The organism is Clostridia bacterium (assembly GCA_017410375.1).
Lineage (GTDB): Bacteria > Bacillota > Clostridia > RGIG6154 > RGIG6154 > RGIG6154.
The window spans coordinates 1-13639 of record JAFQQW010000016.1 but is presented as its reverse complement, the minus strand read 5'-3'; the positions used below and the strand labels follow the sequence as shown (position 1 = coordinate 13639).

Sequence of the window (13639 nt, the reverse complement as noted above, 5' to 3'; positions counted from 1 at the left end):
TATAAATAAAATTTGAAAATTGCAGTTTATTTACCGCAACATTTTTTATATTTCAGTCCGGATCCGCAGGGACAGGGGTCATTTCTTCCGACCTTTTCTACATGAACGGGCTGTTTTTTAACGGGTCTTTTTTCAACGGAGTTTTCATTCCGGCTCTCGGACATTTGAATTTTTCTTTCTTCCTGTTTGATTTCAGTCTTTATTTTTGCATTCAATATGAAACGAGCTGTATCAATTTTGATTGCTTCAACCATATCATCAAACATATCGCTTCCGAGATTCTTATATTCCATTACAGGGTCTTTCTGACCGTAGGATCTGAGCCAGATACCTTGCTTCAACTGATCCATTTCGTCAATATGATCCATCCATTTGGTGTCAACGACTTTAAGCAAAATGTATCGTTCAAAGTTACGCATATGTTCTGCACCGAACTCTTCTTCTTTTGCTTTATATGCATCCATAACAAGTGCATCAACCGTTTCGGTCAAAGATTCTCTTGTCATCGTTTCCAAATCATCGTTTGTAAAGGAAAGCTCACCCTCTTCAAGGAAAACAGATTGCAGATACTCGATAAGACCATTTAAGTTCCAGTCATCAGGATACTCGCCTTCTGCAGTAAATCTTGCAACAGCATCTTCGGCAAAAGCATGCATCATATTGGTAATATTGTGCTGTACATCATCCCCGTCGAGCACCTGATTTCTCTGACCGTAAATCAACTCACGCTGGGTATTCATAACATCATCATACTGCAACACATGCTTACGAGAATCAAAGTTTCTGCCTTCTACACGTTTTTGCGCAGATTCAATGGCATTTGACAGCATTTTCATTTCAAGAGGCTGAGAATCATCCATTCCTAACGAATCCACAAGTCCCATATATTTTTCAGAGCCGAAAAGACGCATAATGTCATCTTCCATAGCAATGAAAAATCTGGAAGCCCCGGGATCTCCCTGACGACCCGCACGACCGCGAAGCTGGTTATCAATACGTCTGCTTTCGTGACGTTCCGTTCCCAAAATATACAAGCCGCCAAGTGCAACCACTTCATCATGCTGCGGCGCGATTTCAGCCTTGAATTTTTCGTGCAGTTCAGCATATTTTGCACGGGCACTTAAAATCTCTTCGTTATCGGTTTCGCCGTAGCCGGTTGCCTCTACAATCATTTCATCACTATAGCCAAGCTTTTTCATTTCTTTTTTGGCTAAGAATTCTGCATTACCGCCAAGCATAATATCGGTACCACGACCTGCCATGTTTGTCGCAATGGTAACCATGCCTTTTTTACCTGCCTGCGCAACAATTTCAGCTTCCTTTTCATGATGCTTTGCATTCAGCACATTATGCGGAATGCCGTTCTTTTTGAGAAGAGCAGATAATAGCTCGGATTTTTCGATAGTAACGGTACCAACCAGAATCGGCTGACCCTTTTCGTAGCATTCTTTAATTTGTTTTACAACTGCCAGAAGCTTGCCTTGCTCGCTTTTGTATATCTGGTCATCGAGGTCTTGTCTTGCAAGAGGCTTGTTGGTCGGCACTTCAATAACGTCGAGCTTATAAATACCGCGGAATTCTTCCTCTTCTGTCATCGCTGTACCGGTCATACCGGAAAGCTTTTTATACATTCTGAAATAATTCTGGAATGTAATGGTTGCCAGTGTTTTGCTTTCTCTTTGAACAGCAACCTTTTCTTTGGCTTCAATCGCCTGATGGAGACCGTCTGAATAACGACGACCGGGCATCATACGTCCGGTAAATTCATCTACAATAACCACTTCGCCGTCGTCGTTTACAACATAATCCTTGTCACGTTGCATAATGCCGTGCGCACGCATCGCTTGATTGATATGATGCGAAATTTCCATATTTTCAGGATCAGAGAGATTTTCAATGCCAAATACATGCTCTGCTTTACCGATACCGCGAGGTGTAAGGTTAACACTTCTCGCCTTTTCATCTACAATATAGTCAACATTTTCATCGTTATCAAATGTCTTTTTATCTTCCTCTTTGATTCTTTTGAAAGAAAGTTTTGCAACAAATGCATCCGCAAGCTCATAAAGCTTTGTGGATTTATCACCCATGCCGGAAATAATCAAAGGGGTTCTGGCTTCATCAATCAAAATGCTGTCCACTTCGTCTACAATTGCAAAGTTGTGTCCGCGCTGTACACGGTTTTCTCCCTGAACAACCATATTGTCACGAAGATAGTCAAAACCAAGCTCGTTGTTTGTTCCGTAGGTAATATCTGCGTTATAAGCAGTTTTCCTCTGATTCGCATCCAGGTCATGCACAACAAGTCCGACAGAAATGCCGAGGAAGTTATAAACCTTTCCCATCCATTCGCTGTCACGCTTTGCTAAGTAATCGTTGACCGTTACAATATGCACACCTTTGCCGGATAACGCGTTTAAGTAAGCAGGAAGTGTTGCAACCAACGTTTTACCTTCACCGGTTTTCATTTCTGCAATTCTGCCCTGATGTAAAACAATACCACCGATAATCTGTACCGGAAAATGCTTCATGCCGAGCACACGCCATGCAGCTTCACGCACGGTTGCATATGCTTCGGGCAACAAATCATCCAATGTTTCTCCGTTGTTAAAACGGTTTTTGAACTCGGTGGTTTTTGCCTTCAGCTCCGCATCCGAAAATTTAGAATAAGCCTCTTCGTAAGACAACGTCTTTTCCAGAAGCGGCGTTAATCTTTTTAATTCTTTTTGGCTGTAATTCCCAAAAATCTTTTCCAGAAAACCCATTTTATGTTCACCTCTATAAAGTATTTATATCTCCAAACCAATAAAAAGCTATAAAAATGCATTATTGCATATATTATATCATAAGTAAACAAAAATATAAAGTCTTTTTTTGAAAAATATTAAACTTTTTTCAAAAAAAATAAACTGCACCGCTTGCGCAATGCAGTTTTTAAAAAGTAAAGCTTAGATTTCGGGAATTTCAACTTCGATTTCTCTACCCAGATCAGCAGACTTTTTGATGCTGGAAAGGATAGCCTGGTTGATAATAATCTGGCTTGCAGGAACGGGAGCTGTGCCACCGTTTTTGATTGCATCCAGGAAAGAACGAATCTTAACTTCAAAGCAAGGAACGTTAGATTCTTTCATTTCGATTTCTGTGCAAACCTGTTCGCCACCAATTTCCTGATAAAGCTTCAGGTTGCCGCCAATGGTGCCGTTCCAGCAGTCTGTGGAAGGAATTCTCAAACCACCCTTGGTACCTAAGATTAAAGCGTCACCGGGAGTGTCCATGTTCATAGCCCAGGAAATTCTGAAGTCTAAGATAATGTCATTTTCCATACGAACGAAACCTGCAGCAAAGTCATCAACACCAAATTTCGCAGCATATTCCGGATGACCTTTGCTTGTATAACCGCTGTAATTCGGATCAGTTCCGAAGTAATCAGAAACATAACCGGTAACGGTTAACGGTTTCGGATAACCAACAGCATTAAGAAGCATATCCAAAGAATAGCAACCGATATCACCTAATGCACCCAAACCGCCGGTTTCCTTTTCGATAAAGGTTGTACCAAACGGAGTCGGAATACCACGACGGCGGCCACCACCGGACTGGATGTAGTAAATTTTACCCAATACACCAGACTGAACAACTTCTTTAACCATCTGCATATTGGGGTCAAATCTGGGCTGAAAGCCGATAGAAAGAATCTTACCGCTTCTCTTTTCAGCCTTTAAGATTTCGACACCTTCTTCTAAGGTTACGCACATGGGTTTTTCCAAAAGTACGTTAACACCCTTATCCAAAGCGTAAATTGTACATTCTGCATGGGTCATGTTATATGTACATACACTTACACCGTCGAGCTTTAAGCTTTCGTCATCAAGCATTTCTTTGTGGCTTAAGTAGCATTTTGCACCTTCGATTTCATGCTTTTTGAAGAATGCTTCAGCTTTGCCGGGAACAAGGTCGGCACCTGCAACGATTTCAACATCAGGCATTTTCTTGTAGTTTACGATGTGAGAATCTGCAATCCAGCCTGTACCGATAATACCAATTCTTAATTTTTTGCTTGCGTCAACCGAAGCAGCACCGGCTGCAACATCAAAGTCGAGCATAGCATCGTTATTACTTTTTGCCATTTTTCCCTCTCCTTTTATAAAAAATTTAAAGCAAAGTAATACATGCATTTACAGTTAAATTATATATAATTTAGTTTTAAAAGTCAATAGTTATTTTCATTTTTTATATAAAAAAGACAATATTTTAATATTTCAGAAAATTTTGGACAACAAAAAAGCAAAACAAGAACACTCTTGCTTTGCTTTTAATGTTATGCCATGGAAATTTCAAGCACTTTGTACTTGAATTTTTCATCACCGACAGTAATTTCAAACTCTTCATCTACCGCTCTGCCGATTAAGGCTTTACCGATTGGTGAAGAATCGGAAATCTTGCCGTTACGAACATCCGCTTCTTTGGAACCTACTATACAGTATTCCACTTCTTCGTCAAATTCGTAATCGAAAATTTTAACCTTGCAACCGATATATACTGTACTGTTATCTGCATTGGAAACGTCAATTACTACGGCGTGTTTCAAGTCATTTTCCATTTCGGCAATTTTGGCTTCAACGCGTGCCTGCTCGTCTTTTGCTTCGTCGTACTCGGAATTCTCGGATAAATCGCCATAAGACATAGCTTCCTTAATACGCGCAGAAACCTCTTTTCTTTTGACAACCTTTAAATATTCGAGCTCCTGTTCCATTTTCTTGAGGCCCTCGGCTGTCAATTTGATTTGTTTGGTTTGACTCATATCAAGCTTCTCCTTTTCAAAAACATCTTCTTTATTATAACACTTAAAAGTTTTTTGTCAATACCTTTTATTTTGATATTTCCCCCACTATTTTTACTTTATGCATCTTTATCAAATCCGTTTTGTATCCATTTTCTTCTGCTGTTTTCCAAATTTCAGAAATTGGTAGATGCGTATACTGTTTAAGTGGTGTCATAAACGAAAGCATAACATCCCCAACGGTTGTTTTTTCCGCCGTTTTGTACAGCATCACCTTTTTTCCGATAATAACAATATACCGTTCTTTCAGCGAACTGTCCGGAATGTACTCTTTCAATCTGAGCGGTATACCGTATGTGTCAAAAAAAGATTCTGCAAACTCTGACATTTTGTCCGTTTTATCGGTATAGAGTGTAATATACGGAAAAGTTTTACCAAATTCTTTCAAGACTTCCATCGCGTAATTATCGGGACTCTCAATCCAAAACGCAATATCGACGTGTGATTTGCTTCGTGTAAGAACATCTATGCAGGATTTAGGATAAAAGTACATTATATTCTTTTCGCATATCCCTTTCTTATATGGAAAAAATGCAGGAACTGAAGTTAGAATATGCGAAAAATCATTGTATATGCATTGCAGTTGTTTCTTGTGCTTTCTTTTAATTCTTTTTCTGAAAGGAATTTTAAAAACTGCAATTTTCACATCCAAAATCGGCAGTTGCATGGTTTCCGTTTCAAGTTTTTTGGTTTCCGAACGAAAAAGCACAGCAATTTCAAGCAACCCTCTCCCGCCATTCCATATATATTTGTTCATATCTATGTGCAGTCCGGACAGAATATGCAAAAAACAAACGCAAGCACTTTACTTGCGTTTGTTTCATTTTTACTTGAATTGATGTCCAACAGGTGCAATGTAAAGCTTAACCGTATACGGTGCATCGTCAAAAACCTCACCATCTGGAGTACGAATCGGCACTTCTTTTGTTGCAGGTACAACTAAAGTTGTTGAAACGCCGTCATCACGCATCTGGTTTGTTTTCACATTGTTTAAAAGTACAAGCTTTTCCTTTGTATTTTTGTGCGTATAAACTGCTTTAACTGCTAAGCCTGCCATGCATCCTTCGGTCACGTCGAACGGAAATTGGTCGTTTGCAATTACAAAGCGCCAGTTTTCACTGTCACGTCCGCGTGTGGTGATTTCCGCTTCGAAAGCGTCAAATTTCAGCTCGGGCACAGCCGCTTCGGGCTTCTTTTGTTCACCGGCAGGCGGAGTTGTAGCCGCGTTTTCCGGCAAATCAATTTTACCTGCATAATCTTTCGGAGCGAGAATAAATTTCACATCGTATGGTGCATCATCAAATACGGTGCCGTTTGCCGTTTTCATGGGTACAATATCGGTTGCAGGCACAACCAATGTGGTAGAAGCACCGTCAGCACGGATATCATTCGTCTTTACTGTGCTTTCAAGAACTCGAACATCCTCGCCGTTTTTGTGCGTGAAAATCGCATAGACCTTCAAACCAATCATGTTATCCGCCTTCACTTCAAACGGGAATGCATCATTCGATGCAACAAAGCGCCAGTTTGTACCGTCACGTCCTCTTGTATTGATTTTGATTTCGGTGGGTTCAAACTCAAGCTTTTCTTCTACAAATTCATAGGTTGTGATGCCGATTTTAGCATCTGTCGGAGAATCATGGTATACATCCATCGTGATGTTATAATCAGCGTTATCAAAAGAGTATACCGCAGAAGGCAACGCAAAGGTCGGGGTTACACAAAGTGCAACGCGTTTGCCATCATCTGCAAGTTCGGCTTTTACAACATAGCTTGCTGCATCAATAATCTTTCCTTCGCGCTTGTGCGACCAATGCATAACAACACCGATGTTTACCAAATCGCCTACATTAGCCTGTGTGATTTCAAACGGGAATGTATCTTTTTCAACGATAAATTTCCAACCCTCGGACGCTCTGCCGATACGGTTGATTTTTGCCTGTGTCGGCGCAAAATCGGGCGCATTTGTCTCTTCTCGGGTATATACACTTGTTCCGTCAGAGCTGTAGTAGCTTCCTGAAGTCACAACAACACCTGCATTCGGATCAACGCCTTCGGAATTGTCTATCGTACGCAGCAAACCGCTTCCCATATCTACAACCGTGCCGTCGGCTTTGGTTGCCTTTAAACTGTATGTGAAATCCGAATTTACATTATTTACCTTTACAATAAATTCAAAAGGATAAGAATCGCAGGTTTTGGTAACAGTTTGACCATCAGCTGTGTATGTAATTTCAAGCTGTTTCAAATCTTTATCGGTTACATAAGTGTATGCGTGATACATTTCATCGCTAAGCTGAATTACATAGCCTTTACCGTTGGTATGCTCGGAAACCGTCTGTCCGAGCTGTGTTGAATATTTGTACTCACGTGCATAAGAAGGATTATGTACGCCATCGGTTTTAATCACAACACTCTGAATACCTTTAGCAGGAATTGTTACCGTAAACACACCATTTGTAACTTGTACCTCGCTCTTGTTGCCTTTAGCATCGTACAAGGTTGCGGTTCCGTTGATGGCACTTGCATTTTCCACTTTGCTTCCGAGCGTTACAGTTGTTGTAACAGGCTCTGTTTTTTCGTTAACAAGTGCAACACCGAGTGTTCCTTCTTTTCTGGCGGCAATATAGTCAACACTTCTGTTATCAGGCGAAACTACATCCGGTGTAATCCACAGCCACATATCCTGTTCGTCGTAGAATTTACCGGGTTCCTGACCGTAACGGTTCATATCAAAGTACGCATAGCCCTGCTGGAATACCATCGGAAATTCAATATTTGCATCCGAACGGTACCAGATATCATTAATAAGATAATCTTCAAGCATGCCCATAAATACAGGGATATGATGATAGTAAAGTGTTACATAGTCAGGTCCCTTGTACGGGAAGTCAGGGTGCTGATTGTGAACAATGTAACGCTCTCTGCCGTAACCGGAATAGTTACCGAATCGACCAATCATGGCATTTCTCGCTTGTGTCACATAGTAATCATCACCGGTATATCTTGCAAGACGCATAATAGAGCCTGCCCATACGTTCAGCTGGTTGATTGCACCGAATTTCGGGGTGTACGGATGCTCTGTGCCGAGACCTGCCTGCGCAGGCAACCAACCGGGGACATCTTCTTCCGGAATTTCAAGGCCCAATTCGCTTGCAGCTTTGGATTCGCCATAAACATTACCTAAACGCCACTGCTGACTGCCATGCCAGAAGAAGCTCTTGTTTCCGTCATGCGGATGGGGTCTCTGCCCCATTGTTTCATTGTCAATATGGAATGTATTAAAGTCATTGCCGTTGTGATAGCCTGTAGACCATGTGCTGGTCATGGTAAGCTGACCTGCTTTGTCTGCGGCATCTAAGTATTTTTGTTCACCGGTGTATTCATATGCCAGCAAAAGTGTGTTCAAAAGTCGGGCATAATCCGTATATACAAAACCGGTTGTGAACATCTTATTGTAATTGTCACCGGACATACAGCTGGTTTTTTCCAGATAGTCATCTGCTTTCATAAGCAACAGATTGTAATAGCCTTCATCACCTGTGTACTTATAAAGTGCGGACAAGCTTGCAATTTCTGAACCGTTTGCACCATTGATTGCATGCTCTAAAAGGAACGGCATTCTGCCTTGAGTCATTTCATATAAACCGCCGTATACACCTGCACTGTAATCTACAGGCGAGCCAATCGGAGACGGAATTTCGGTTTTGATATATGAGCTTGTCAAACCGCCTGCCTCTGCAGTATACTGGAAGCTCATGTTCTTTCTGGAAAGCATATATGCAATAGTCGGAACCGTTCTTTCCTCCAGAATAGTCAAATCATCTGTAAGCATATAACGCTGTGCGGCTTCTAACGGGTCAGCCTGGGTAGTAACGTCTTTGGCTTCCATATTGTAATAAGACATAGCCTTATCATCCCAGCCACCGTACAAATCATCCAGCCACAGTTCTGTTGCATTATAAATCGCTTCGTTATAAGAGGTGTAATAATTGTCACGGATATCCGCAACATCATACATATCGGTAGCAATATGCGTAAAGGTATCGTACCAATACTTAAAATCGTTTAAAAGTCTGAATTTAAAGCTATAGGTATCTCCTGCTTTGAAATTGCTGTTGTCACCTAAAACAGGCGCAATCAAATGCGGACGAATCTGATTGTCGAAGGTGTAGAAGGTTGTTGCGTATTCTGCGGTTTCAGGATATGAAAAGCCCTGACGAACAACCGTCGGATCTACCACAAGACCACTGGTAAATTCTTTGCCGTTACCCGCCTTGTTACGTTCTGCTTTATAATATAACGTGTTCATAGGTGTGAACATAAACGGTTCTGTAATTACAAGCGGTTTAGAAGGCAAACCGTGTTTTACAAACAGAAGCGGTGCTGTAACGGTATCGAAATCTTCATAAGCTACACCGTCACCGTTATGGAAAATAAACGAGTATGCACCATCTTTTTTGAAGGTTGCATCGGCTGTAACCTGCGGTTCAACTTCAACCTCGTCGAAAGCAAAGGTTGCTTTTAAATCTGCGAACTCGTTTGTAAAATATACCTCTACCTTCTTATCATCAATTACTTTGTAATCCACAGGAATACACCAGCTGATAGGTGCCATATCATACAGATGGTCTGTAGATACGTTTACAGTTTCACCGCTGTAATCAATAACTGTACTTGCTACATATTCATAATTTACGGTCGTGCTGTATTTACTGGACTTTGCATATTGCAGAATGTATACGAAATCGTCGCTGCGGTCTTTTACTTTGACCCATGCGCCATTATCTTTTGTATAAATTGCAGTCTGAACCAAGGGACCGTTCACACTTTCCCCCTGATAAAATTCAATTTTATATGCATCGTTTTCAATCGAATCGGTTTTGGAAACAGGCATTTCCTGCTTTGTCCAGGTCGGATAAATCGAAATGGGCGCTGTCGGTACTGACGGATTTGTCGGATACTGTTCAGCAAGTGCATCCCCATAATCTGCAGGATTGAAATTCAAATCCGAGGTAATAAACACACCGTTGCATCTTGCAAAGAACGCGGAAGTATCAATCAGTTTAATCTGGTGTTTACCTTCAGAAACATCAAAAACGCCGGCATCTTCCCAAACAAAGCCTTCCTGACCATGCTGACCGAAGGTTTTTTCAGAAACCTGATCATCCACGCTGATGGTAAAGAATCGACTACCCTGCTGATTTGTTTTATAGTCGCGCGCCAAAACCCAGATGCGATATTTGCCGGATCTGGTAAACTGAACATTGGCTTTTGCAATTGCACTTTCGTCCACAGGGATATCGGTGATTCCCTGTTCCCAAAATGCATCTCTGGTTGTTCTGCCCTTTAAAGCAGAACCGTCACGCGCCCAGTCACCTGTTTCACCAAAAGAAAGCGCATCTAAGTTATGCACCAGAGTGTTGTTGTCTTCCGTGATAGTAACTGTTTGTGTTGCATCATCCCAGTCTACTTTACAATCATATGCTTCGGAGACAAAACGAAGCGGAACCAGAGTTCTGTCATTCATTAAAACGGGCGGTTGATCAATCTCTTTGAATTCACCGTTTACAAATGCAGTGTTGTTACCGATGGCAACAACTACTTTTTTGCCGTTTTTAAAGCCGATAGCCTGCTGTGAGGCATCATCCCAGGAAACCACACATCCAAGCGCTTCAAAAATAGCACGCATAGGTACCATTGTACGGTCATTGATGAGCACAGGGTCTACATCAAACACCATTTTCTCGCCATTGAACAGTACGGTTATTTTATCATTTGCAGGCTGTGCAAACGAAGGAACCGCAACCAAAACATTGGCAAGCATTACCAAAACAAGCAGTATGCTTATTTTTTTCATATCCTATCTCTCCTTTTGTATAGTATTTCTACTTGCATTATAACGCAAAACGTGTTATAATTATAGTAAATCTGTTTCAAAAAATTGTAAATCAGTTCCAAAAAAAGAGGTGAAAGCATGAATAAAAACAGTCTTCCCATGGATAAAACCGAGCGTTGGACCAATTCATTTCTGCGTCAGAAGAACAAAGATTCTCTCGTCAGAGCGCACATGCACTATTTTTGTGAAGCCAAAATGCATACCCATGATTTTTATGAAATCAACTTTGTTATGCACGGTAACGGCAAATATTTTCGCGGTGATTCCAACTGCAATGCTAAGGTCGGTGATGTTTTCATTGTGCAACCCGATGCGTATCACGGCTATCTTAAAAATACCGATTTTTACATTTATAACTTTTGCATACATCAGGACTTTTTTAAGCAATACCGACGCGAAATCGAACAGATTCCGCCTATTTCCGAAATGATTGAAGGAATCCCGTATCTGCACTCCCCTTTACAGTCGAGCGGATTTTCATTCCACCTCTCTTCTTCAGAAATGGTAATTGTGAAGAACGATCTGGATTTAATGGTTGAGTATGACAATATGAATACAAAATGGCAGGAGAACCTGAAAAATATTTTAGCATTGAAAATATTGTCTTATTTAAGCTATCTTTATTCCAGACAATATGAAAAATGGGTAAAAAAAGATGAAAACAATAATTTTGCCGCAATTATGGAAAGCATTTATTTTATGAAGGAAAATTTCTCGGACAAAATCACGGTGGATGATTTGTCCAACGTTGCACACATGTCCCGCTCTTCATACATCCGCTATTTCAAGCATTTTTTCTCAGCTACGCCCATTGAGTATCTCAGAAACTTAAGACTCAGCCATGCTAAAAAAATGCTGCAGGAGGGCAAAAACTCCAAAAGCTTTGTGGCGCAGGAATGCGGTTTTTACGACACGGCACATCTACTTAAATATCTGTAAAAATACAGGCAGAAACGGAATAAACCGTTTCTGCCTTTTTTAAAATTCAGAAAATCCTTCTCCTTTTACTTTTAAAACCTCGGAAACAACAGTAAATGCGCTTCTATCCTTTTGTTTTACAATCCTTAAAAGTGTCGGAATTTCTTTACTGCGTACAATGCACATCAACATCATGCCATCCTTATCGTCATAAAAACCTTTACTGTACACACCGGTTACACCACGCTGCATATTTTTTATGATTGCTTCCGCGATAATATTACTTTGCTTAGAAACAATATATACGGATTTCGCTTTGTCTCCGCGCACCAATATAAAATCGGTAACTTTTGTACTTATGTATAAAGAAATCGCCGAATAAAACATACAGGTGTAATCTTTAAAAACAACGCCTGAACTTGCAATAACCACAAGATCAATCATTAAAATAAAATTCGCAACCGAAATGTGCGGAAAGAATTTTCTAAGCATCAATGCTGCAAAATCAGTTCCACCGGTAGATGCGTCACGCAAAATCGTAATACCGATACCTAAACCCACTAGCACACCGCCAAACAAAGATGCAATAAGTACATCTTCGGTATAGCATCCCAAAAATGCCGTAACCTCTAAAAATAACGAAAACAACACAATCGCAACCAATGTTTTTAAAATGGATGATTTTTTTAGTATCCGAAAAGCAAAAAGAAATAATATACCATTTATAACAAAAGATGTAATCGACATAGGTATTCCAATCGAGTGATATAAAACGGTTGAGATGCCGCTCACTCCACCTGTTGATATTTTGAATGGTACCAAGAAAAAACTTGTAGCAAATGAAAATAAAAACGAACCCACTGCAATATACAAATAATCTGTTAAGCCCTTTAAAATTTTCTGTTTCATTTTTTGCACCTTTCCTGTCAAAAACTGTATTGACAAATTTTTTAGATATGTTAAGATAAATACTAACATAAAAATATGACATTTACTTGTCAAAAACATATAGTTTTGTGCTATTTTTTGACATCAGGAGGTTGCTGTGAAAGCAAATTTTGGAATTGAACGCGAAAAACAAAATCAACTTACATATATAGAATACGAAAATGATGCAGACGTTTTTCACTTTCACTCTCAAATCGAACTGTATTTTATAGATGAAGGCGAAATGGATGTTTGTATAAACGATAAACGTACTGTTCTGTGTGCCGGCGAAATGTCGGTTGCTTTAAGCTACGATGCACACACCTATTCTACCCCTGACCATTCAAAATCTTCAGTTTTAATTATACCAACCCATTGGTGTGAGGAATTTGTTTCTTTGACAGAGCACAAACGAAATACAACTCCGTTTATTTATAACAAAGTAATTGTACGAAAAATCAAGGATAACATCAGTGAATTACAAAAAACAAATAACGAGTTGCGGAAAAAAGGTGCTATTTACAACATTTTGGGGTTGGTTTTCGAATGCATTGATTTGCAAACAGTCAGTGAGCCAATAGATGCCGACCTAACATCCAAAATATTGTTTTATGTAAACGAAAATTTCAAATCCGATCTCTCATTATCATGTCTGGCTTCTGAGTTTGGCTATACCGCAAGCCATATTTCGAGACATTTCAAATCGGTATTCCACATCGGATTTACACAGTATTTAAATACAATCCGCTTAAAGAATGCGTTGCTTTTACTGAAAACAAAAAAATACAGCGTAACTTACTGTGCATTTGAAAGCGGATTTAATTCTGTTCGCACCTTTTACAGAGCATTTCAAAAAGAATTTCATTGTTCGCCAAGAGATTATTTGTATTAAAAAAACAGCCTTAAAAAGGCTGTTTCAGACTGTCGAAAAAGTCGTTCTACCGCAAGCAAAGAACTATTTGTTATTCTGAGCGAAGCGAAGAATCTCCGGTTTGAACAGATGTTGAATGGAGCGGAATCCATCGAGGATTCCGCTCCATTGCTTGCTTTTTGTC

The 13639-nt window shown here is 40.1% G+C and carries 8 protein-coding genes; 2 read left to right on the top strand and 6 right to left on the bottom strand.

The window, feature by feature from the left end:
- Positions 1–26: 26 nt before the first annotated feature.
- The 5 genes from secA to IJE10_02065 all read right to left on the bottom strand — a co-directional run bounded on the left by secA (position 27) and on the right by IJE10_02065 (position 10700).
- Positions 27–2765, bottom strand: coding sequence for a preprotein translocase subunit SecA (gene secA, locus IJE10_02085; protein ID MBQ2966897.1), 2739 nt, complete (start codon positions 2763–2765; stop codon positions 27–29).
- Between the two features lie 183 nt (positions 2766–2948).
- On the bottom strand, positions 2949–4103 hold the full coding sequence (locus IJE10_02080; GenBank protein MBQ2966896.1) for a Gfo/Idh/MocA family oxidoreductase: 1155 nt from the start codon (positions 4101–4103) through the stop codon (positions 2949–2951).
- Positions 4104–4318: 215 nt separating this feature from the next.
- A complete protein-coding gene (gene greA, locus IJE10_02075) occupies positions 4319–4801 on the bottom strand; it encodes a transcription elongation factor GreA (protein MBQ2966895.1) in 483 nt (160 codons plus the stop codon).
- A 67-nt stretch (positions 4802–4868) separates the two neighbouring features.
- Positions 4869–5237 carry a hypothetical protein gene (locus tag IJE10_02070; protein MBQ2966894.1) on the bottom strand — a complete coding sequence of 123 codons (369 nt, stop codon included), beginning with the start codon at positions 5235–5237 and terminating at the stop codon, positions 4869–4871.
- A 429-nt stretch (positions 5238–5666) separates the two neighbouring features.
- Positions 5667–10700 carry a hypothetical protein gene (locus IJE10_02065; GenBank protein ID MBQ2966893.1) on the bottom strand — a complete coding sequence of 1678 codons (5034 nt, stop codon included), beginning with the start codon at positions 10698–10700 and terminating at the stop codon, positions 5667–5669.
- 117 nt (positions 10701–10817) lie between these two features.
- Here IJE10_02065 and IJE10_02060 point away from each other — a divergent pair, with 117 nt between their 5' ends.
- On the top strand, positions 10818–11678 hold the full coding sequence (locus IJE10_02060; protein MBQ2966892.1) for a helix-turn-helix transcriptional regulator: 861 nt from the start codon (positions 10818–10820) through the stop codon (positions 11676–11678).
- A 39-nt stretch (positions 11679–11717) separates the two neighbouring features.
- Here the strand turns inward: IJE10_02060 and IJE10_02055 are convergent, their stop codons facing one another.
- The gene (locus IJE10_02055; protein MBQ2966891.1) at positions 11718–12566 is read right to left on the bottom strand and encodes a YitT family protein; all 849 of its coding nucleotides are present in this window, start codon (positions 12564–12566) and stop codon (positions 11718–11720) included.
- A gap of 136 nt (positions 12567–12702) precedes the next feature.
- On the opposite strand from IJE10_02055, the gene IJE10_02050 reads away from it, so the two are divergent.
- Positions 12703–13476, top strand: a complete 774-nt coding sequence (locus IJE10_02050) for a helix-turn-helix transcriptional regulator (GenBank protein MBQ2966890.1) — start codon at positions 12703–12705, stop codon at positions 13474–13476.
- Positions 13477–13639 lie beyond the last annotated feature (163 nt).